Consider the following 21,735-nt stretch of genomic DNA (forward strand, 5'->3'; position numbering starts at 1 on the left):
CGCAGCAAGAAACCCGCCGAGCGCAGCCCCGATCGAAAAACCGACGAACATCACCATCACCATGGTGGCGCGGCGGCGATGCGGGGCGAATTCGGCAGTGAGCGCAACCGTATTCGGCATCGCGCCGCCGAGGCCGAGGCCCGTCAGAACCCGAATCGCCAGCAGCGTGTTGACGTCATTGACGAGAGAAGTGATCAGCGTGCCGATGCCAAAAGCAAGCGTCGACAGGATGATGATCTTCCTGCGTCCGAAGCGATCCGCCAACGGGCCGAGCAGCAGTGCGCCGATCATCAATCCGAACAGGCCCGCGCTCAGCACCGGGCCAAGCGCCGCCTTGCCGATATGCCACTCTTTCGCCAGCGCGGGCGCGACATAGCCGATCGCCGTGGTGTCGAAGCCGTCGAGAAGCAGGACGGTCGCACAGGTCAAAAGAAGCCTGACCTGAAACGCACCAACCGGCTGCGCATCGATGAAGGCTGCGACATCGACGGCGGACGAATTGTCTGGCGGCGCTCCCGTCACGCGCGCAACGCCTCCCTGGAAAAGCCCGCGATCTGCTTGTAGCTGTCGGACAGCGCGACCAGCTCGTCGTGGCTGATGACGTCGCCGATCGCCTTGAAAGGCTTGTCGTTGGTGCGCTGATAGACCTCGCGCAGGATCGCATCGGGCGGGTTGGTGCGGTTGGTGAGAACGATGCGGGCGGTCTTCTCCAGCCGCTCCTTTTCATAGACCGCAAAGGCTGCGGCGGGATCTTCATTGGCGAGCAGCGCCGAGGTCATGGCCCGCGTGTCGAGGATCGCCTGCCCTGCCCCGTTGGAGCCGCGCGGCACCATCGGATGGGCCGCATCACCCAGCAGCGTGACGCGGCCAAAGCTCCAGCGCGGCAGCGGGTCCTGATCGACCATCGGAAATTCCAGCACGCTGTCGGCGGCGCGGATGAAAGCGGGCACGTCGAGCCAGTCGAAATGCCAATCGGCAAAGGCGCCGATGAAATCGTCGAGCGAGCCGGCGCGGTTCCAGTCACGCCGCCGATATTTCGGAGTTTCGATCTCGGCGACCCAGTTGATGAGTTGCAGGCCGTCGGAGCCGGCTTCGCGGATCGGGTAGATCACCATCTTTCCGTGCGACAGCCAGCCGGCACGGGTCAGGCTCGCGCCGGACAGAATCGGCTTCCAGCGGGTCACGCCGCGCCACATATTGACGCCGGAGTAGCGCGGCTCACCTTCATCAGGAAAAAACTGCTTGCGGATCGCCGAATTGATGCCGTCGCAGGCGATCGCGGCGCGGCCGCGCACGCTCTCACCGGACGCGAAATGCAGGGTGACGCCGGCCGCATCCTGCTCGACGCCGACGCAATGACGATTAGTGAGAACGCGGTTCATTCCCGCACGACGCGTGAAAGCGTTCAGCAGAACCATTTGCAGGTCGCCGCGATGGATGGAGAATTGCGGATGGTCATAGCCGGCCTCGCGGCCGAGCGGCTCCTGGTAGATCAACTGACCGAAGCGGTTGAAGAAGGAAGCGTCCCTGGTTTTGATGGCCACCCGCGCCAGGTCGACCTCAAGGTCGAGGGCGGCAAGTTCTTTCGTGGCGTGGGGCAGAAGATTGATGCCGACGCCGACAGCGCGGATCTCGGCCGCGGATTCGAAGATGCGACAGGGAATGTTGGCTGCATGCAACGAAAGGCCCAGTGTCAAGCCGCCGATGCCGCCACCGACGATCAGGATCTCGTCCATGTTTCCTCCCCGCATCGCTGGTGCGGCTACGGCGATGAAACACGATTAGTAAGCCTACTGTCAATCTACGTGTGTCGGCTGAGTGCGAGGGCAGGAAGGTTCCGGTAAGCGAGGCTGAGTTATCGCGGTCGACCATTGAGCAGCCGATGATTCACAGGCGAACAGACTGAGGCGTTTGGCCGAACACCCTAAAGAGCTGATAGCTCAATGTTCGCAACATGCAACGTCAACTCCGCGATCCAAGTATTCTGGCGATCCTGACCACCCGGAGACAAACTCTCTGAAATGGGTCGACGTGGAAAACCTCTTTCACGGCCTGCAACCAGGCAGCTGGAGTCGGCCAATTCACTTCAAAATCGGACATTACACCGGAAAGCATCCATCATCAGGGCTTCGCCACAAAGCACATGCCGATGCGAGAGGTCTTGCTCATCACCTGACAGACCAGTCCCTGGGCACAGCTCCAGGACACAAAACTGCGATCGTTGTCGGCGGCCTGAAGGCCATAGCAATGCGCGCCCCAGCCGTCGTCATATTCGGTTCCGGCCAGTTCGCGGCTGCCGCGCAATTGCGGTCGTTCGGAAAAGCCGCGGGAATAATCGGCCGGCTTGCCCTCCTGGATCGCGGCCAGAATATCGCGCCGGCGAACCTGGTCTCCGAAGAAATGCGGCGAGGCCGGTACGATGGTCGTGTTGGAGGGGTGTTCAGCCATCCAGTCGACGCCGGGAAAATGAAAGCCGCCGATACCGCGGGTCTGGTGGCATCCGGCGCAGGTAATGTCGTTGAGACGGCGCTCGAAGCCCGCGACCGAACGAATGTTTTGCAGGACAATTCCGCGCGCCGCGGCCCTTTGCAGCGCCGTCACCACGTCGTGTGCCGAGAAGACGGCATGGTCGCCCTCGCCCTGCGCCATCCCAAATGCCGGTTGCAACGCAGAGGCGGAAAAGCCGATGGGCGTCGGCGCAATGGCTCGCTTGGCAAGAAACTCTTTCGGGATCAGCACCGTGCCGCGGTCGAAATCGCTCAAATGCACCGGCTCGAGAAGCCAGGCCCTGAACTCGCGCTTGAGATTTTCATCCGACAACAGGCGTTCGCGGTCGATCTGGTCTTCCAGCGTCGCTTCCTCAAAGCTCCCGGTCTGCGGATTGTAGTCGAACACTTTCAAGAGGTAGTCGGTGCGGAACTCATGGGCCGGCGATCGTGAAACATGAGCGATCTGAATGTTGGTTTCGATGCGCTCGACATTGTTCGGCCCGATCAGCGCCAGCGGCCCGTCTTGCGATGTCAATTCTTTCGCGAGGGCCGATCCCGCGAGCGTCCAGTCGCTCGTGGCCAGCCAGCGGCGGGCGATTGTCGCGCAGGAGAGCGAGGCGGCGTTTCCGCGCCCTCGCGCCTTCAGGACCAGATTGAGCGTCATGGGCAGCCGCGCCGAGGCGCCGTGATCGCCGACCGGCGGCGCATTGATTTGCGCGAGGCGATAGATCAGGCGGATCTCGCCGCAGCTTTCCGGATCGACGTAAGCGCGGTCCATCCGGTTGATGACGCCGGAGAGCACAAATCGCGTCGAATTGGAATAGAGCTGGTCGCGGTCGAACAGCTGGACATCGAACTGCGACCCGACGCCGATGGTCTGGCGCGGCAGCTCAGCCTTGTGCCGCTCAACATAGCGATCGAATTCGGCGTCGAACGATTTCCGGATCGGCGTAATGGCAGGAAGCGCAAACAGCGCGTCGTCCGTGAGCGAACCGCCCGTCTGCACCCCCAGCATGCGCGCCAAGCCAAAGGGGCCACGGTCGAGTTCGCGCAACGCGGCGGGATCGGTGACAGCCGTGCCGCGTTCCAGCAACGGCCCGCCATGCGCCGGGCTTTGCGGCGACAGGCACAAGAATACGAAGGCGATCAGGGGCGAACGCAACGAAGGCATGTCCTGCAAACACCGCGCGGAGCCTCCCATTCCAGGGAAGAATGCGCAAGCCTGGGTCAGGAACTAGCCTAATCGGCGGCGGATCGCCTCTCTTTCGAGCATGATCTTTTCGAAAAGCCGCTACACATTTTTCCGGATCATGCTTTAGCGCGCGACGATCAGGCCGCGGCTGGTCACGACCACCCAGCGTCCGTCCTGGCGGCGGACGGCATCGATCCGACCAAGGCCCGGCACCATGTCGCCGGCATAAACTTCGTAGAGGCCGCGGCGGCGGCCGTCGATCAGGGCGCCGCCATAAGCGACGTCGCGCAGCACCCAATCATCGAGTGTCGGCAAGCGGCCGATTTCGCCCTTCAGGTCATTCTTTGGCGAAGCCGCGGAAGCAGTGGGAATCGAACCGGTTATGTCCTTTCCAGCGGCGGGTCCGGCAGGGATCGCGGTCGCAACCGCGGGTGCTGGAATCGGCAACGCGTGCAGCTTGTCGATGGCCTCACTGAGCTTGGCGAGCTTGGCCGCCGGCTCCACCTGGGCGCGCTCGAGCCTGTCGAGACGCTCGCTGGTCTTGTTGAACTGATTGAGGCCAAGCTTGGACGTGTGATCGAGGCCAAGCTTCAGCGCCTGGATGTCGCTGTCGATTCGCGACAGCGACGCCGTCAGCGCAGGCGTCTGGCTGCTGGCGGCGGCGACATTGCTCGTGCCATGCATCAGGGAGGCGGTCGCGAGCGCGCCGCCGATTGCGCCGGCCATCGCCGCAAGCACCAGCACCGCCGCGATGGCCGCGATCCGCCGCTTGCCGAAGACGTTCTGCTGCGTTTCCAGTTCAGGCTCAGGATGGAGGCCATGGTTGGTCCAGGAGCGGTCGCTCCGCGACATCACAATCACCTTGCCCGGGAGGTGCGAAACTTTGTCCTTCGCGGCCTCTACCTGCGGTGGCTGGGCAATAGCCTCGGCCTTCACGGCCTCCACTTCGGGCGCCTTGGGCTCCAGCGGAACCGACGACGAAGGTTCGGAGATCGAAGGCTCGGACGTGAGGGGCTCCGACACCGGCACATCCCCGCTGGCGCCGGTCTCAGCCGCGGAAGGCGTCAAGCCCGATGTTTCAGCGGAATGGGAGATTCCCCCGTTGAGGGAACCCTGTTCATCGCTTGTTGGCCCGCCTGCCTGTTCGCTCATGGTCAAATCTCCCTAAACGATTGACCATTTGGTAACTTTCATTGCTTTCCAAATCCTTACCTGGCGCGGCGCTTACCGAAAATTTAGGAATTGCCGCAGGCGGGTAAGCCGCGGCGTCCTGCCCCAGACGCTCGACCCCACCAGCGGCCCAGTTTCCACCGCCCGTATTCGCGATTAACATGGCCTTAACCAGGCGGGGGAAGCCGATGGCCATCGAAAACTGCATCAACGAGTTCGATATCGGCGACGTCATTTTCGAGGAAGGCTCGAGCGGACGCGAACTGTTTGTCGTCCTCGACGGCAAGGTCGAGATCGCCAAGCTGAACACCGCCGCCAGGACCGTCATCGTCACCCTCGGCAAAGGCGAGTTCTTCGGCGAGATGGCCGTTATTGACGGCTCGTCGCGTTCAGCCACGGCCATCGCTGCCGAACCAAAAACCCGCGTGATGCGGATCAATCACGCTCGCTTCGTCTATCTGGTCAGCCAGCAGCCGGCATTCGCGCTGATGGTGATGGACGCGTTGAGCAAACGCCTGCGCGCCTCCAATGCCGCCGCCTTCCGGGCCAGCAGCCCATGAGCGAACGAAAGCCGAGCCCATTTCCGGTCCTGCTGGATAACGAGGTCTGCTCGCTGATCCAGGCCGACGAAAACGTCTATCAGGTGCGCTTCAAGAATCGCGCCGCCAACGCCTACGTCGTGCGCGGCAAGTCCCGCACGATCATGATCGACGTCGGACTGACCTCGAACTATTCCGCGCTCGTGGAATGCCTGAACCATGTCGGCTGTCCGCCGGAGAAGATCGACATGGTGGTCTTGAGCCATGAGCACCTCGATCATATCGGCGCGGCATGGCGCTTCAACGAAAGCCGCACCATCATCGCGGCGCATCGGCTTGCCGCCAACAAGATCATGCTGCGCGATGACTTCTCGATGCTGCGCAAGATGTTCAACGAACCGAACATGCCGATCAACATCGACATCTGGCTCGAGGAAGGCAATCTGCTCGACCTCGGCGATTTCCGCCTCAACGTGATGTACACGCCCGGCCATACCTCTGCCTGCATCAGCCTGTTCGACCAGGACAAGGGTCTGTTGTTTGCCGCCGACACGTTGATGCCGGGCGGCGTGATGGGCGGGGTGTTTGGCTCAGGCAGCATCAGCGACTACATCCAGTCGCTGGAACGCCTCAAAGGGCTCAATTCGAGGATTCTGCTGTCCGGCCATGGCAGGCTATCCGACACGCCGCAAAACGACGTGCGGATTGCGCTCGCCCGTTCGCATGCGCTGCTGGCCGACACCGCGCAATTATTCGATGCGCTCGATGCGCGATCTAATTTTGAGCCGATCATGCAGTCGGTGCGCGATCTCAACAAGCTTGACGACGGGTAGGTTTCGGGCTTTTGGGACCGATTGCGCTGCGTTTGACAGACCGCTCACGGGCCTGCTCAATGCATCCCGCAACAAGACACAGGGAGAGAACGCCGGTGAAACTCTATGATTCAATCGGGCCCAACCCGCGCATCGTCCGCATCTTCATGGCGGAAAAAGGCATCGAGATGCCGAAGCAGACCGTCGATCTGCGCGGCGGCGAGAACCGGGGGCCCGAGCATCTCAAGCGCAACCCGCACGGTCAGATGCCGACGCTCGAACTTGACGACGGCAGCTATCTCTCCGAAATTACCGCCATCTGCGAATATCTCGAAGAGATAAAGCCCGCGCCCGCCTTGATCGGCTCGACGCCGAAGGAGCGCGCCGAATGCCGGATGTGGACACGCCGCGTCGATCTCAACATCTGCGAGCCGCTTGCGAATGGCTACCGATTCGGCGAGGCGCTGAAGTTTTTCGAAAAGCGCATTCCGGTTGTTCCCGAAGCTTCGCCGGGCCTGAAGATGGTCGCCGCCAATCGCCTCGCCTGGCTCAACGGCCAGATGGCGGACGGGCGCGAATACCTCTGCGGCAAGCGCTTTACCCTCGCCGACATCCTGCTCCATTGCTGGCTGGATTTTGGCGCTCTCGTTGGCCAGCCGCTTGATCCCGCCAATACCCACATCAAGGCGTGGTTCGACCGCATCGCGCAGCGGCCTTCAATCAAGGCTGACCCCGTCAACCCGCCTGCCGGCGCGGCGCGCAAATAGCGACGAGGCTGGCGCAATCGCGTCCCGTGCGCGGCATACCACATTTCGTGATGCGCCGTATCCTGGGGAACGGCCGCCAACCGGCACTTGCTTTTACATCACGACCGGCCTGTCCGGCAGCTCGTTCGGACCGGCATTTTGCCTCGGAAAATATTTCGCGAGCTGCTGCGAGACGGCCTGAACGCCCGCGATCACGCCGCCGGCAAAATTGCCGCCGCGAAAATCGCTCTCCATGGCCGCACAAATCCGCTGCCAGCCGGCAGCTCCGACTTTTGCGTCGATGCCGCGATCGGCGATGATCTCGACATCGCGGTCCGCAAGCAAGAGATAGATCAGCACGCCATTATTGTGCGCGGTGTCCCAGATCCGCAAATGCGAGAAGATATCGAGCGCGCGCTCGCGCGCGGACTGGCCTGAGAACAACGGCCTGCCGTCGAGCGCGCCTTCGACGACGAAGCGGACCTGGCCCGAATGAGTTGCCTCGCCGGCCTTGATAGCCTGCTCGATCGCCGCAAGCGCCTGCGGCGGGAAGACCCGCCGTGCCCGCCAGCGGTGTTCGATCAGGTGTTTGCCAATGCGCCTGATGCCCATCTCTACCAGCTCCCCGAGGCGCCGCCGCCGCCAAAGCTGCCGCCCCCGCCGGAAAATCCGCCGCCGCTATCGCTCGAACCGCCCGACCACGAGCCGCCGGATGAGCCCGTCGACCAACCGCCACCATAACGGCCGCGTCCACTGCGAGAGGCCTGCTGGCCTGCAGCCAAAATGCCGTCGCCAAACATGGTGAGGAAGAAGGCGATGACGCCGAAGATCACGGAAACGGCGATCGAGCCCAGGATGAACCAGATGACGGCACCGACCACGCCAGCCGTAACCCCCGAGCCAAGCAACCGGCCGAGAAGGCCGCGCATGATCCCGGCGACCACGATATAGCCAATGAAGCCAAAAGGACTGAAAATGACATTGAACAGGAAGTCCGGCGCATCGCGGTGCGATACTTCGGGCCGCGGGGCCGGCAATGGTTCACCGTCTATCACGCGAGTGATACGGTCTACGCCAGCCGAAATCCCTCCAGCGAAATCGCCTGTTCGAAAGTGAGGCACGATAATCTCGTCGATGATCCGCCGCGCCGTCACATCGGTGAGTGCGCCTTCAAGGCCGTAACCGACTTCAATTCGCAGCTTGTGGTCATCCTTCGCGACCACCAGCAGCGCGCCATCGTCGACCTTCCTGCGTCCGATTTTCCAGGCGTCCGCGGCACGGATCGAGAACTGCTCGATCGTCTCCGGCTGCGTGGTCGTGACGATCAATACCGCAACCTGGCTGCCCTTGCGCTTCTCAAGATCCTTGAGCTTTTGCGTCAGCGCATCGATATCACCCGCCGACAGGGTGCCGGTTTGATCGACCACGCGCCCCGACAGCGGCGGCACGGCAACTTCGGCACCGGCCGCGAGCGGCCAGCACAGCAACCACGCAAAGAGGAGAGCCCTCGCGATCATTGGGGATCAATCCGGCCGGCTCACGGCTACTTCGCCGGCGCCGGATTGAAATCGACCCTCGGTGCGGTCGAAATCTCTTTCTCGTTGTCGACCGTGAAATTGGCTTTTTCCTTGTAGCCGAACACCATCGCCGTCAGGTTGTTCGGGAAGGTGCGGATGCCGACGTTATAGTCCTGCACCGCCTTGATGTAGCGGTTTCGTGCCACCGTGATCCGGTTCTCGGTACCCTCGAGTTGTGCCATCAGGTCGCGAAACAGCGCGTCCGATTTGAGTTGCGGGTAATTCTCGCTGACGGCGACCAGCCGCGACAGTGCGCTGGAGAGTTCGCCTTGCGCAGCCTGGAATTTCGCGAATGCGCCCGGATCGTTGACGAGTTCCGGCGTCGCCTGAATGGTGCCAACCTTGGCGCGCGCATTGGTGACGCCGAGCAGCACGTCTTTTTCCTGCTGTGCAAAGCCCTTCACCGAATTGACAAGGTTGGGCACGAGGTCGGCACGGCGCTGATACTGGTTGAGCACCTCCGACCAGGCCGATTTGACCTGCTCGTCATTGCTCTGAATCGCGTTGTAACCGCAATTGGTGAGGCTCAGCGCCGCCAGCGCTGCGAGCACGGTCAAAAATTTGCGCATAAAATTCTCCCCTGTCGTAAGGCAGGCCAAATTAACAGAATGGTATGACAGAGACCAACGTCATTCCGGGGCGATGCCAACGGGTTCGCGCAAGCGCGACCCGTTGACACATCCAAGCACCGTCGCGGTTCGATGGTTTCAGGGCTCGCCCTTTGCGCGCCCCCCAATGGCGATGGACGTTATCGCAGGCAGATCAAGCGACCGCCCGGGCCCTGGCTTCCCGGATCGCTTCCCAGATCTTCATCGGCGAGATCGGGGTCTGGATCGAGGTGATGCCGAGATCGGCGAGCGCATCCATCACGCCGTTGGCGATGCAGGGCGGCCCGCCGATCGCGCCGGACTCGCCGCAGCCCTTGGCGCCGAGCGGATTGGTGCGGCAGGGCGCGGAACCATCCAGCGTGACTTCGATCGGCGGCACGTCGTCGGCGCGCGGGATGCAGTAGTCCTGATAGCTCGCGGTGATCAGCTGACCTTCGTTGCTGTAGCTCACGCCCTCATAGAGCGCCTGACCGATTCCTTGCGCGACGCCGCCATGTACCTGCCCGGTTACCAGCATCGGGTTGATGGCGACGCCGACGTCGTCCACGGTCGTGTAGCGCACCACTCGCGTGACACCGGTCTCCGGATCGATCTCGACTTCGCAGATATGCGTCCCGTTCGGCCAGCTAGGACCATCGGTCTGGCCTTCGCTGTTGACGGAGAGCCGCGCGCCCTGTTCCTTCCTGGCGATGTCGAACAGGCTGACATGCTTGTCGGTGCCGACCACCGTGAGCGTGCCGTCGCGGTATTCGATGTCGTCCACGGACGCCTCCAGCATCTGCGAGGCCTTCTCGCGGGCTTTGGCAATCAGATCGGCCGCCGATACCACGGCGGCGGTGCCTCCGACGAACAGGGAGCGCGAGCCGACGCTGCCGAAGCCGGTGGCAAGATCGGTGTTGCCCTGAATGACATCGATCTTGTCGATGGAGACGCCGAGCGCGTCTGCAATCATCTGTGAGAACGAGGTCTGCAAGCCCTGCCCCATCGCCTGCGTGCCGGCGTGGAGTACGATGCGTCCCTCTGCGGTCGCGTGCAGGCTGACGGCTTCATTGTGCACGGTGCCGCCGGTCCATTCGATATAGCTGGTCAGCCCGCGGCCATAGAGCAGGCCCTTTTTCTTTGCCGCGCGCTTGCGCGCATTGAAGCCGTCCCAGTCGGCGAGCTTGACGGCACGATCCAGCATTTGGGCGAAGGCGCCGGAGTCGTACACCTGGCCGACTGCGTTGGTGTAGGGCAGCTGCGACGGCTTGATGTAATTTGCTTTGCGAATGGCACGCGGGTCCATCTTGAGCTGCCGCGCGGCCGCATCCATCAGCCGTTCGACGACAAAGACCGCCTCGGGACGGCCCGCCCCGCGATAGGCGGCAACCGGTGCCGTGTGAGTCAGCACCGCCTTGACGTCGTAATGCACCAGCGGGAGATCATAGACGCCGCTCTGCACGAAGGGGCCCAGGACAAGCGGGATCAGCGCACCAGGACCCGCAATGTAGGCGCCGGTGCCTCCGATGGAGCGCACGCGAAAGGCTTGCACGCGGCCCTTGGCGTCCAGGGCGAATTCTGCCGTCGAGGTCAGGTCACGGCCATGCGTACCGCCCAGAAAGTCGTCGGACCGCTCGCCGCGCCAGCGTACCTTCTTGTTGAGCTTGGTCGCGGCATAAGCGACCATGCCGTCCTCCGGATAGAGATTGGTTTTGTGGCCGAAACCGCCGCCGATATCACCGACCAGCACCTGGACGCTTTCCTTCGGGCGCTTCAGCACCGCCTCGGCGAGAATGTCGCGCGTCGAGCCCGGCGTCTGCGACTGCACGTGCAGAATGAGCCGCCCTGTTTTCTTGTCGACTTCGGCAATCGTCGAGCGCGGCTCCATCGCGCAAGGCACAAGGCGCTGGCTGACGACATCGAGCGACACGACATGCTCGGCCTTGGCGAAGGCCGCTTCGACGGCAGCCGCATCGCCGTAGCTCATGCGAGCGACGATGTTGTCGGGCACTTCGGACCACACGACCGGCGCGCCCGGCTTGACGGCTGCGAGCGGATCGACCACCGACGGCAATTCCTGATATTCCACCACGATCGCTTCTGCGGCGCTTTGCGCAGCAAGGCGGGAGGTTGCAACGACGGCAGCGACCGTTTCGCCGACATAACGCACGAGACCATGGGCGAGCAGCCGGCGCGGCGGCACCGTCATCGGCGAGCCGTCGGGGCGCGGAAAAATCAAGAGGGTCGGCAGCGTGCCGATATCGTCGGCGACGAGGTCCGCGCCGGTATAGATCGCCTCCACGCCCGGCATCGCGCGGGCCGCCTTGGTATCGATCGAGACAATCTTCGCATGGGCATGCGGCGAGCGCAGCACATAAAGCCACAGCGCGCCTTCCTCCGGATTGTCGTCGATGAACTGGCCCTTGCCGGTCAATAGCCGCTGGTCCTCCAGACGCTTGACCGGTTTGCCCGCGCCGAAACGCATATTGCCGGGAAGAATGTTCATCGGACTTTCCTCAAGGATTTTGTCAGGCGCGCAATGTAGCCGACGGACAAGGAACCGGCCAAGCCCCTCGACGGGACTATTCCGTGCAGCGATGGTCTAAGAGGCCGTCATTCCCAGAAGCAAAGCGACGAGGCAATCCAGCCATTTTCAAAACGACGCCGGATTGCTCCGCTGACGGCGCAAGTGGTTGCGGTAACCTATTGGATTTCCCGCAGCACTGCCTCGACTGCCTTGCGCTCCTCTGTCGAAAGCGGCTTCTGGGGTGCAACGGGATCGCCAACGTCATAGCCCTGGAGGCCCAGGGCGGCCTTGATGCAGGCGGCGAGGTTGTAGCGGGCAAAGGCCTCATTGACCCGCCATAGCTTGCGCTGGAGCGCCAGCGCCTCGTCCCAGCGTCCGGTCTTGCAGAGATCGTAAAGCGTCACGCTCTGCCGCGGAATGATGCAGGCCGGCCCTGCCATCCAGCCTACACCGCCGATCAGCATCACCGCGGCGGGGATATGGGCGGAGGCCGAAAAGACCCGGATCGCATCGCCGCAGCGATTCATGATCGACAACAGCCGCCCGGTATTGGTCGAGGCGTCCTTGATGTAACGGATACGCGGATGGCCTGCGAGCCGCTCGATGCAATCGAGCGAGAGGTCCGAGCGCTGGAACTGCGGATTGGTGTAGATCACGACGGGGATGTCGACCGCCTCTGCAATCGCGCGGAAATAGGATTCGACCTGCGCATCGGCAAGCGGGAAATACGCCTCCAGAATCGCCAGAATGCCGTCGGCCCCGCACGTCTGATACGCTTTCGCCTGCGCCACGGCGTCCAGTGTCGAGGCCGAGGCGACGCCGGCCACCACCGGCACGCGGCCGCGGGCCGCTTCGATGGTGGTCTCGACGATCGCCATCCGCTGCGCGCTGCTCAGATACGCGAACTCGCCGGTCGAGCCGAGCGGCGTCAAGCCGTGCACCCCGGAAACAATGAGATCCTCGCACAGCCGCGCCAGCACGTCGCGGCGGACGGTGCCGTCGGGGTCGATCGGCGAAACGAGATAGGGGAAGACGCCATGGAAATCCGACATGGCGTCATGTTGCAAAAATCGCAGCTCCGGTAAAGGTGCGCGAGCCCGCTGACCGGCCGCTCGGCGCAAGGATCAATTGCGGTGATCGCGTTGCCGGGTGCGGAGGCATCGTGTCCCCCCGCGCTAACGACTAAAGAGTTCTTAACTGGCGAATTGCTGTCTGACTGCCTCGAAGAGCCGCGTTACGCCGCGTTAAGCATCGGCCGGCCGGCTGTCGGGACCATCCAGGCCGGCAAGGAGTTCGCCTTGGATTCGCTCGCCCCGAAATGGGCTTCGAGTTCGGCCAGCGCGCGCTCTTCCCAGTCACGGGCCTGTTCCAGGAGAGACATCCGCTGATGCGGGCGAAACGCGGCCGTTTGGCGATATAGCGATGCAATTGCGCGATAGCGGCGGACGTTTTCCAGAATTGCTTTGCCGTTCATGGCCCCTCTCCCGTTCGGACTGATCGGGAGCGACTTTGGACGAGCGCGGGTTTTCAATTGCTTATCGGCTTAAGTAAACGAGATGCATGGTTTTTGAAATATTGATGGGCCGACAAGCGGACGGGTGCGCCGTGTCAGCTCGATCCACTCGTCCGAGCCGGCAAATCGCGAGCGACTTGTTTAGCCTCGCCCACGCAAAATCTGCACAACTCCCGCATGCGCGGCCGCCTCTTTTCGGCAAGCGTAGGAGCGGCTAGTGTCCGCTCAACAAAGCGTCAAGCTTTTCACGGGAGGAAAATCATGAAAATCGCGTTCTGGCTCACGTTGCTGATGCCGCTGGCGTTCACCGGCACGTCGAGCGTGAGTTCGGCCGCCGAGCCCAATCCCGCCGCGCTGATTTACAAATTGCCCGACCAGATTCCGTGGAGCAAGGTCGATGCGCGCGGCGGGCAACAGGCCGTCGTCGTCGGCGATCCCTCCAAGCCGGGCTTCTACATGGTCTACACCAAATGGACCAAGGGCAACCATTTCAGCCACCCGCACTTTCATCCGAACGACCGTTACATCGTCGTGCTGCAAGGCACCTGGTGGGTCGGGACAGGCGCGAAGTTCGATCCCGCCAACGCGAAGCCTCTGCCCGCCGGCAGCTTCGTCACCCATTTCGGCAAACAAGTCCATTGGGACGGCGCCAAGGACGAAGACGCCGTTCTCCTGATCATGGGCGAAGGCCCGGCGACCTCGACGCTGGTGAAGGAAGAAGACTGAAAACTCCGGATCGGCACAACCATGCGCTGGCTTCAATTCACCGCAGACAAGACGTCATCCTGGGGAATCGTCGAAGGCGACCGCGTGATCGCAATCGAGGGCGATCCCTTCGGGCAATGGCGGCGCACGACGCGAAGCCACGCGCTCTCCGACGTCAAGGTCGAGCTGCCGGTGATGCCACGTACCTTCTATTGCGTGGGGCTGAACTATCTCAAGCATCTCAAGGAAGCCGCCAACAAGCGCGGCGAAGTGCCGAACGTGCCCGACCGGCCCGAGGTGGGCTATCGCGCCCAGAACGCGCTGATCGCGCATGACGAGAACGTCGTCATTCCGGCCAATGCCACCGAGCAGATTCACTACGAGGGCGAACTCGTCATCGTAATCGGCAAGAAGGCCAGGCACCTGAGCGAAAACGACGCGATGGACTGCGTGTTCGGCTATACGATCGGAAACGACGTCAGCGAACGAAGCTGGCAGAAAGCCGATCGCGGCCTGTGGCGCTCCAAGAACGCCGACACCTTCAAGCCGATGGGACCATGGATCGAAACATCAGCCGATCTCGACAAGATGGAAACCATCGTGCGCGTGAACGGCAAGGAGACCAACCGCTTCCGTACCAACGACATGATTTTCGGCGTCAAGGACTTCATCGTCGAGATGACGAAATACTTCACGCTGTGGCCCGGCGACGTGATCTGGATGGGCACCGACGGCGCCTCGCCGAACATCAGGGCCGGTGACGTGGTGGAGATCGAGATCACCGGCATCGGCACGCTGCGCAACATGTTCGTTGCCGAGACACCACCGGAAGCCACGGTGACGTGAACCGGCGCTTGCCATGAAGCGCCGGCGATATCAGGATCGCGCAGCCATTCTCCGCGGCGAAACCAGGCCGGCGAGAATGGTGCCGATGGAGGCAACGATCGTATTGAGGATCAGCGCGCCGAGGCCGACGTAAAATACGTATTTCGCGCCACCGATATCGAGCGTCGCCAACGGTTTCAGGCCGTTGTTCGCGGCCGTCCACGTTCCCCATACAATGCCCGCGGCCCAGCCGAGAAGCAGCCCTTCGGCGCGGAACCAGCGCGTAAACAATCCGAACACCAGTGCCGGGAACGTCTGCAGGATCCACAAGCCGCCGAGCAACTGCAGGTCGAGCGCATATTGCGTCGGCAGGAAGATCGTAAAGGCCAGCGCGCCCACCTTGACGAGAAGCGAAACGATCTTGGCGACCGAGGCCTCGCCGGCCGGGCTGATGGTCGGATGAATGTAGGACTTCCAGACATTCCGGGTAAACAGGTTGGCCGCGCCGATGCTCATCACCGCCGCCGGCACCAGCGCGCCGATCGCGATCGCGGCAAACGCAAAGCCGGAGAACCAGGACGGGAACAGCACCTTGAACAGCATCGGCACGACATCGTTGGGCGATGACACCTTGATGTGAGCGGCATACGCCATGTAGCCGAGCAGAGCAATCAACCCGAGCAGCAGCGTATAGGCCGGCAGCAGGATGGCGTTCTTGCGGATCGTGTCGGCGGATTTCGACGCGAAAACACCGGTCAAGGTGTGCGGATACATGAACGCGGCGAGCGCCGATCCCAGTGCCAGCGTGGCATAGGCCAGCATCTGCGACGATTTCAGCGTGAGACCTGTCGCGCCGCCCTTGACTGCAAAGGCATCATTGGCGGCAGTAAAGACGGTGGCGTAGCCGCCGAGCTTGTGCGGCACCACGACGACCGCGACCAGCACCACGATATAGATCATGATGTCCTTGACAAAAGCGATCAGGGCTGGCGCGCGCAGGCCGGAGTTATAGGTGTAAAGTGCGAGAATGACGAAAGCGATGACGATCGGCACTTCGCCGCTGAGACCGATCGCCTTGATCACCACGCCCATGCCGATCAATTGCAGCGCGATGTAAGGCATGGTCGCCACCATGCCGGTGATCGCCACCGCAAGCTCCAGACCTCGGGACTCGTAGGTGTCGTGGACGACGTCGGCTGCGGTAACATGCCCTTGGGCATGCGCGACCTTCCAGAGCAGCGGCATCACCGCGAATACGAAGGGATAGACGATGATCGTATAAGGCAGCGCAAAGAAGCCATAGGCACCCACGGCATAGACCAGCGCCGGCACCGCGATCACGGTATAGGCGGTGTAGAAATCGCCGCCGACCAGGAACCAGGTGATCCAGGTACCGAACTGGCGTCCACCGAGTCCCCATTCGTCGAGATGCGCGTTCACCGGGCCCGATTTCCAGCGCGCGGCGAAGAACCCCATCACCGTAACCAGAGCAAAGAAGAAAACGAAAACGACGAGTGCGGTCCAGTCGATCTCTGCGGACATGAGAAGCCTTACCTAGGAAGCAGGGCGATATTTCACGGCGTTTCGTCGGGTCTGCGCGAGCGGTACACGAGCCATATCAGAATCGAGCAGATCGGCACCCAGGCAAACTGGTACCAATAGAAAAACGGAAAGCCGAACAGCTCCGGCACCTCGAAATTATAGAACGGCACCCACAACAGGCCGACAAACGGCACCAATAAAAGCAGCCGCATCATGGGTCTCCTGATTTGAGCAGCGGCGTCACGCCTGCCGATTCGGCCGCTATCTAACGAACGCCCGTCACCCCGTCCAGCAATTTGCTTTGCCGCACTGCGAATTCGGATGAAGCATGCCAAAAATGCAGCGACGCCGCGGAGGTTTGCCACCCCGCGGCGTCGAAGATGCATTCAAGCAGGCAGCGCCAGGACAGGCGCCGAAATAATCACTTCACCAGATCGGCGCCGGCCTTGCAGGTGGCGGCGTCCTGATCGCCGGTTCCGCCGCTACAGCCGATCGCACCGATCAGCTTGCCGCCTTCGACCAGCGGGAATCCACCGGGGCTGGCGATCAGAGTCGGGTCGAGGCTCGTGACGTAATGGTGGCCCGTCTCCATTGCGTTGTAGAACAGGCGGGTTTCGCGACGGAAGCGCGCGGCGGTGCGGGCCTTACCGATCGAGATCGCGCCGGAGGCGATCTGCGCGCCTTCCATCCGCTCGAACAGCACCGGCTCGCCATTGGTATCGACGACGGCGATGTTCATCTTCCAATTGTGCTTCTTGGCTTCGGCCTCCGCCGCTGCCAACAGTTGCTTGGCGTGATCGAGTCCGATCGACGTGCCATAGGGAATATCGAACGGTATCTTATCGGGTGTACCGCCCGCCGGTGGGGTCGCCGGGGATTGCGCCAGCGCCGGCGAAGAGATCGCCGCAGCGGCGCACGCCACCAACACCAATGAAGTCATCGAACGCATGTCATTCTCCCTGTTATAGTTGGCCGCTTGGTTGGTTCTTGGTCGTCTTGCGGACGCAGCTTCACATCGGCGGCGTCAATCCATCCTTGCCATAGGTCACGCGCGGCGTCGTCCAGATTCCGTCGGCTCCCTTCTTTGCCGCGCCGACGAAGATCTTGATGCCCGGCTTGAGATCGGCCTTGTTGCCGATCACATAGGTAACGACCTGGGTCTCCGGCGTCACCACGATCTTCTTCTCGCCGTCCTTGTATTTCACCGTCAGCACCGGTCCATCGACGCCGGCTACAGTCTGCTCGACATTGGCGTTGGTCATCTTGGTGTTGGGCTTGAGGTCCCAGTCGTAATGTCCCTCACCGGTCCCGCGCATCGATTCCGGGAAGATATGGACCTCGATCGCCTTCTGGCTGCCGTCGGGCTGGGTCACGCCGGTTGCGCCGACGAACTGGCCTGGCTTGATGTCGGCCATGGTCGATTTCACGATCGCCACGTAGAGTTGGGGATCGACGACGGTGAGCTTGACCTCGGCGCCGTCGCGATTTTTCACAATGTAAAACTGGCCGTCGACGCTCTCGATCGTGCCGCGGATGCGCAGCTTTTCCTGCGCAGATGCCGGCAATGCGAAGCAGGTCATGACAAACATCGCAGCCGCGAGCGTGCGCTGGAGCGTACGGGACATGGGATCCTCCGTGGGTCTGAGTGAGGGCAGAACGTGAGAAGGCTGCTCTCGCCAAGTGCCCGATACGGGCGTCCTCTGCAACCCCTCCGCGGTTGGAATATTCCTTGACCGGCTAACAACGATCACCGCACTGCAACAGGATTTCACCTTATTCAATTGTGATTCCGGCCCTGCGAAGGGCGATGCCCGGCACTCCCTCTCACCGCCGTTCGGTCCGATCGTCAAATCCGGCATGCGGTCATTGGAATTGCGAGCTACTCCACCTTGATCCCGGCTTCGCGGATCACGCGCCGCCAGCGCTCCTCCTCCGCCTGGACATACCGGTCGAGTGCCTGAGGCGGGAGCGCAACCGTCACCAGCCCTTCATTGATGCCGAGTTTCCTGAACGCCTCGGACTGAACGGCTGCTGCCGCCGACTTGTTGAGCCGCGCGATCACCTCGTCGGGCGCGCCGGCGGGTGCGAACAGCCCATACCAGCTCTCGGCCGCATAGCCCGTCACTCCGGCCTCGGCAACCGTGGGGAGTTGCGGGAAGGCGGGCGAACGCTCCGCCGATGTCACCGCGATCGCGCGCAACTGGCCACTTTCGACCAGCGAAGCGGCGCTCGCCACCGTCGTGAACATCACGTCGATCTGCCCGCTCATCAGATCAGTGATGGCCGGCGCAGCGCCCTTATAGGGTACGGCGATCAGCTTGACCTTGGCGAGGTCGTTGAACAACTCGCCGGCAAGGTGCGCTGATGTACCAACGCCGTAGGTCCCGAAGGTCATCTTGCCGGGACTGGCCTTCGCCGCTGCGATCAGATCTGCGACCGACCGAAGCGACGATTTCGGATTGACGACAACGAGATTGAAGGAGCGCGCGATCAGCGCGACGGCTGCGAAATCCTTGTGAGGATCGTAAGGGAGTTTCGCGTTCAGCGTCGCGTTGACCGCGTGCGAGAACGTTCCCATCAACAGCGTATAGCCGTCCGGCTGGCTGACCGCGACGGCCTGCGTTCCGATGATGGTCCCTGCGCCCGGCCGATTCTCGACGAAGACGGAGGCGCCGAGGTCTTTTGCCATCTCCTGCGCCAGGATGCGCGCGACCGCATCGGTGCCGCCGCCGGGCGCAAACGGCACGACGATCCGGATCGGCTTATCGGGGTATGTTGCGGCAGCCGCAAGTCCGGTTGCGAGGGCAGTGAAACAAAGCGCGGCAAGTGGAAGTGCAAACGGCGTCGTCTTGCGGCGTGCAACGAACATGGCGCCCTCCCGGCCCCCGGTTTTTGCGCCTTATAACAGATTTCAACTCACGCACGATGCCTGGCGCGGATCGACATGCCGCTGCCAGACGTTCGCCATGACGATGGCTGTCTATGTTCCCGTGGCGCGGGCGAACTCGATGTAGATTTCGCGCAGACGCTGGGCCAACGGTCCGGGCTTGCCGTCGGCAACCGGCTTGCCGTCGATCTTCACCACCGGCTGCACGAAGGATGACGCGCTGGTGATGAAGGCTTCCTTCGCCTTTAGTGCCTCTTCGATCGTGAACGCCCGCTCCTCGATACGGAGCTGACGCTCTTCGGCAAGCTTCACCACCGCCTTGCGGGTGCAGCCCGGCAAAATCGCCGATGAATTCTCTCGCGTTACCAGCACGTCGTCCCTGGTGAGAATAAAGGCCGAGGACGATCCGCCTTCCGTGACCTTGCCGTCCTCGATCATCCAGGCTTCGCCTGCGCCGGCTTCGGCCGCCGCCTGCTTGGCCAACACCTGCGCGAGCAGAGCCACGCTCTTGATGTCGCGCCGTGTCCAGCGGATATCGGGCACGGTGATGACGCCGATCCCGGACTTGGCGGACGCCGCATTCACGATGTCCTTCACCGAGGTGAACATCATCAGTGTCGGCTTGACGCCCTTCGGAAACGCGAAATCGCGTCCCACGTCGGCGCCGCGGGTGACCTGGATATAAACCAGGCCGTCCTTGAGCTGGTTGCGCGAGATCAGCTCATGCTGAATCTCCTTGATTCGCGCGATGGTCTCCGGCAGCGGCAGCCTGATCTCACCGACCGAACGCTCGAGCCGCGCGAGGTGCGATTCATTGTCGACCAGCTTGCCGTCGAGCACCGCGGAGACTTCGTAAATGCCGTCGGCGAACAGAAAGCCGCGGTCCAAAATCGAGATTTTGGCTTCGCGGAGCGGCACGAAAGCGCCGTTGACGTAAGCGATCGGGTCCAAACCAGTTCTCCTGAGGTGCGGAAATCAAATTGATGAAAGCATATACGCAAAATGAAGGAGCGGATAAACCCCATGTCCGACATTCCGAAATGGTTCGATAGAACCAAATCGGGAATCCCGAGATTCTCCGACGTGCAACTGAGCATGGGAGTTCACGCCAGGCACGCCCGGAATGACGCGCTCAATGCGACAGGATCTTCGACAGGAATTTTTGCGCGCGTTCGCTGCGCGGCTTGTTGAAGAACTCTTCCTTCTGGGCATCTTCGACGATCTCGCCCTGGTCCATGAAGATGACGCGGTTGGCGACCTTGCGGGCAAATCCCATTTCATGGGTTACGACCATCATCGTCATGCCGTCGCGCGCGAGATCGATCATGACATCGAGCACCTCGCTGATCATTTCGGGATCGAGCGCCGAGGTCGGCTCGTCGAACAGCATGGCGATCGGATCCATCGCCAAAGCCCGGGCGATCGCGACCCGCTGCTGCTGGCCGCCGGACAATTGCGCCGGATATTTCTGTGCGTGATCCTTCAGGCCCACGCGATCGAGCAGCTTCGACCCCTTCGCCATCGCTTCCGCATGCGACCGCCCGAGCACCTTTTCCTGCGCAAGGCAAAGGTTGTCGATGATACGCAAATGCGGAAACAGTTCGAAATGCTGGAACACCATGCCGACACGGGAGCGCAGCTTTGGCAGATTTGTACGAGGGTCGCCGACCGAAATGCCGTCGACCGTGATCGTCCCCTTCTGGAACGGCTCGAGGGCGTTGACGCATTTGATCAGGGTCGATTTGCCGGACCCCGACGGGCCGCAGACCACGACCACCTCACCCTTGGCGACGCTGGTGGTGCAATCCTTCAGTGCCTGAAACGCCGTGCCATACCATTTGTCGACGTGGCTGATCTCGATCATGATAACCTCAACTGCCTGGGCATGATCTTTCGGAAGGCCGCTTTCCAATTTTTCGGATCATGCGCTAACGAACGATGGCGATGCGCGCCTGAAGGCGCCGCACGCCGAAAGACGCGATGCTGGAAATGACGAAGTAGACCAGCGCCGCGAACAGGTACATCTCCACGAGCCGGCCGTCGCGTTGGGCCACCTTGCTGGCGGCGCCGAGAAAATCGGTGATCGACAGCACGTAAACCAGCGAGGTGTCCTGGAACAGCACGATGGTCTGCGTCAACAGCACCGGCAGCATGTTGCGGAAGGCCTGCGGCAGCACGACGTAACGCATCGTTTGCCAATAGGTGAGGCCGAGAGCGGAAGCGGCCGCCGGCTGGCCCCTGGATATGGATTGGATGCCGGCGCGCATGATCTCGGCGTAATACGCCGCCTCAAACAGCGTGAAAGTGAGGAGCGAGGACTCAAAGGCGCCCACGCGTACCGGCCGCGACGCACCGGTCAGCCACTGCCCAATATAGGGGACGAGGAAGTAGAACCAGAAGATCACGAGCACCAGCGGCAGCGAGCGCATCAGGTCGACATAGAGCTGGGCAATGCGCGGCAGACCCCAGACGCCGGAAAGGCGCATCATCGCGATCAGCGTGCCCCAGATAATGCCGCCGACAGTCGCCAGGCCGGTCAGCATCAGCGTGAACGTCATGCCGTCGAAAAAAAGATAGCCGAGCGAGCGGCGGATAACGTCGAAATCGAAATTGGCGAGCATCGG

23 protein-coding genes are annotated in these 21,735 nt (G+C 62.1%); 5 read left to right on the plus strand and 18 right to left on the minus strand.

All coding sequences use genetic code 11. The annotated features are described in order from the left end of the window. From NEZ08_RS23165 to NEZ08_RS23180, 4 genes are all read right to left on the minus strand, one after another. The coding region (locus tag NEZ08_RS23165) for an MFS transporter (RefSeq protein ID WP_298112306.1) at window positions 1-522 on the minus strand (522 nt) is incomplete at its 3' end. Continuing rightward, window positions 519-1,736 carry a flavin-dependent oxidoreductase gene (locus tag NEZ08_RS23170; protein ID WP_298112308.1) on the minus strand — a complete coding sequence of 406 codons (1,218 nt, stop codon included), beginning with the start codon at window positions 1,734-1,736 and terminating at the stop codon, window positions 519-521. The genes NEZ08_RS23170 and NEZ08_RS23165, both read right to left, overlap by 4 nt. A 385-nt stretch (window positions 1,737-2,121) precedes the next feature. Continuing rightward, the gene (locus tag NEZ08_RS23175) at window positions 2,122-3,639 is read right to left on the minus strand and encodes a hypothetical protein (RefSeq protein WP_298112479.1); all 1,518 of its coding nucleotides are present in this window, start codon (window positions 3,637-3,639) and stop codon (window positions 2,122-2,124) included. A gap of 165 nt (window positions 3,640-3,804) precedes the next feature. Further along, window positions 3,805-4,833 (minus strand): hypothetical protein, encoded by a 1,029-nt coding sequence (locus NEZ08_RS23180; protein WP_298112309.1) that lies wholly within the window; start codon window positions 4,831-4,833, stop codon window positions 3,805-3,807. Between the two features lie 206 nt (window positions 4,834-5,039). On the opposite strand from NEZ08_RS23180, the gene NEZ08_RS23185 reads away from it, so the two are divergent. The 3 genes from NEZ08_RS23185 (at window position 5,040) to NEZ08_RS23195 (ending at window position 6,969) form a co-directional block, all read left to right on the plus strand. Beyond that, window positions 5,040-5,411, plus strand: coding sequence for a Crp/Fnr family transcriptional regulator (locus tag NEZ08_RS23185; RefSeq protein ID WP_298112311.1), 372 nt, complete (start codon window positions 5,040-5,042; stop codon window positions 5,409-5,411). Continuing rightward, entirely contained in the window at window positions 5,408-6,223 is an 816-nt protein-coding gene (locus NEZ08_RS23190; protein ID WP_298112312.1) for an MBL fold metallo-hydrolase, read from the plus strand. Before NEZ08_RS23185 ends, NEZ08_RS23190 begins: the two co-directional genes overlap by 4 nt. A 95-nt stretch (window positions 6,224-6,318) precedes the next feature. After that, window positions 6,319-6,969 (plus strand): glutathione S-transferase family protein, encoded by a 651-nt coding sequence (locus NEZ08_RS23195; RefSeq protein WP_298112314.1) that lies wholly within the window; start codon window positions 6,319-6,321, stop codon window positions 6,967-6,969. 93 nt (window positions 6,970-7,062) lie between these two features. Here NEZ08_RS23195 and NEZ08_RS23200 read toward each other — a convergent pair whose 3' ends face one another. The 6 genes from NEZ08_RS23200 to NEZ08_RS23225 form a co-directional block, all read right to left on the minus strand. Then, window positions 7,063-7,560, minus strand: coding sequence for a TPM domain-containing protein (locus tag NEZ08_RS23200; protein WP_298112315.1), 498 nt, complete (start codon window positions 7,558-7,560; stop codon window positions 7,063-7,065). A 2-nt stretch (window positions 7,561-7,562) separates the two neighbouring features. Beyond that, window positions 7,563-8,465: a YgcG family protein gene (locus NEZ08_RS23205; RefSeq protein ID WP_298112316.1), complete on the minus strand. Its 903-nt coding sequence runs from the start codon at window positions 8,463-8,465 to the stop codon at window positions 7,563-7,565. Window positions 8,466-8,491: 26 nt separating this feature from the next. Further along, window positions 8,492-9,094 carry a LemA family protein gene (locus tag NEZ08_RS23210; protein ID WP_298112318.1) on the minus strand — a complete coding sequence of 201 codons (603 nt, stop codon included), beginning with the start codon at window positions 9,092-9,094 and terminating at the stop codon, window positions 8,492-8,494. Window positions 9,095-9,287: 193 nt separating this feature from the next. Next, window positions 9,288-11,618: a xanthine dehydrogenase family protein molybdopterin-binding subunit gene (locus NEZ08_RS23215; RefSeq protein WP_298112320.1), complete on the minus strand. Its 2,331-nt coding sequence runs from the start codon at window positions 11,616-11,618 to the stop codon at window positions 9,288-9,290. Window positions 11,619-11,815: 197 nt separating this feature from the next. Continuing rightward, window positions 11,816-12,691, minus strand: coding sequence for a dihydrodipicolinate synthase family protein (locus NEZ08_RS23220; protein WP_298112323.1), 876 nt, complete (start codon window positions 12,689-12,691; stop codon window positions 11,816-11,818). A gap of 182 nt (window positions 12,692-12,873) precedes the next feature. Next, entirely contained in the window at window positions 12,874-13,113 is a 240-nt protein-coding gene (locus NEZ08_RS23225; RefSeq protein ID WP_298112325.1) for a hypothetical protein, read from the minus strand. Window positions 13,114-13,413: 300 nt separating this feature from the next. Between NEZ08_RS23225 and NEZ08_RS23230 the strand changes: the two genes are divergently transcribed. Beyond that, the gene (locus NEZ08_RS23230) at window positions 13,414-13,878 is read left to right on the plus strand and encodes a cupin domain-containing protein (protein ID WP_298112328.1); all 465 of its coding nucleotides are present in this window, start codon (window positions 13,414-13,416) and stop codon (window positions 13,876-13,878) included. A gap of 21 nt (window positions 13,879-13,899) precedes the next feature. After that, window positions 13,900-14,703: a fumarylacetoacetate hydrolase family protein gene (locus NEZ08_RS23235; protein ID WP_298112331.1), complete on the plus strand. Its 804-nt coding sequence runs from the start codon at window positions 13,900-13,902 to the stop codon at window positions 14,701-14,703. 30 nt (window positions 14,704-14,733) lie between these two features. Here NEZ08_RS23235 and mctP read toward each other — a convergent pair whose 3' ends face one another. From mctP to NEZ08_RS23275, 8 genes are all read right to left on the minus strand, one after another. Then, window positions 14,734-16,224: a monocarboxylate uptake permease MctP gene (gene mctP, locus NEZ08_RS23240; RefSeq protein ID WP_298112334.1), complete on the minus strand. Its 1,491-nt coding sequence runs from the start codon at window positions 16,222-16,224 to the stop codon at window positions 14,734-14,736. A 32-nt stretch (window positions 16,225-16,256) separates the two neighbouring features. Then, window positions 16,257-16,436 carry a DUF3311 domain-containing protein gene (locus tag NEZ08_RS23245; protein WP_298112337.1) on the minus strand — a complete coding sequence of 60 codons (180 nt, stop codon included), beginning with the start codon at window positions 16,434-16,436 and terminating at the stop codon, window positions 16,257-16,259. A gap of 209 nt (window positions 16,437-16,645) precedes the next feature. Next, complete coding sequence (locus NEZ08_RS23250) at window positions 16,646-17,173, minus strand: heme-binding protein (protein WP_298112339.1); 528 nt, start codon at window positions 17,171-17,173, stop codon at window positions 16,646-16,648. 61 nt (window positions 17,174-17,234) lie between these two features. Then, entirely contained in the window at window positions 17,235-17,849 is a 615-nt protein-coding gene (locus NEZ08_RS23255) for a hypothetical protein (RefSeq protein ID WP_298112341.1), read from the minus strand. A gap of 254 nt (window positions 17,850-18,103) precedes the next feature. Beyond that, window positions 18,104-19,093 carry a tripartite tricarboxylate transporter substrate binding protein gene (locus tag NEZ08_RS23260; protein WP_298112343.1) on the minus strand — a complete coding sequence of 330 codons (990 nt, stop codon included), beginning with the start codon at window positions 19,091-19,093 and terminating at the stop codon, window positions 18,104-18,106. 111 nt (window positions 19,094-19,204) lie between these two features. Beyond that, window positions 19,205-20,062: a D-amino-acid transaminase gene (locus NEZ08_RS23265; protein WP_298112345.1), complete on the minus strand. Its 858-nt coding sequence runs from the start codon at window positions 20,060-20,062 to the stop codon at window positions 19,205-19,207. Between the two features lie 181 nt (window positions 20,063-20,243). Beyond that, entirely contained in the window at window positions 20,244-20,975 is a 732-nt protein-coding gene (locus tag NEZ08_RS23270) for an amino acid ABC transporter ATP-binding protein (RefSeq protein ID WP_298112347.1), read from the minus strand. 64 nt (window positions 20,976-21,039) lie between these two features. After that, the gene (locus tag NEZ08_RS23275; protein WP_298112349.1) at window positions 21,040-21,732 is read right to left on the minus strand and encodes an ABC transporter permease subunit; all 693 of its coding nucleotides are present in this window, start codon (window positions 21,730-21,732) and stop codon (window positions 21,040-21,042) included. Between the last annotated feature and the right edge of the window lie 3 nt (window positions 21,733-21,735).

Origin of the sequence: Bradyrhizobium sp. (assembly GCF_027451485.1) — a bacterium.
Classification (GTDB): domain Bacteria; phylum Pseudomonadota; class Alphaproteobacteria; order Rhizobiales; family Xanthobacteraceae; genus Bradyrhizobium.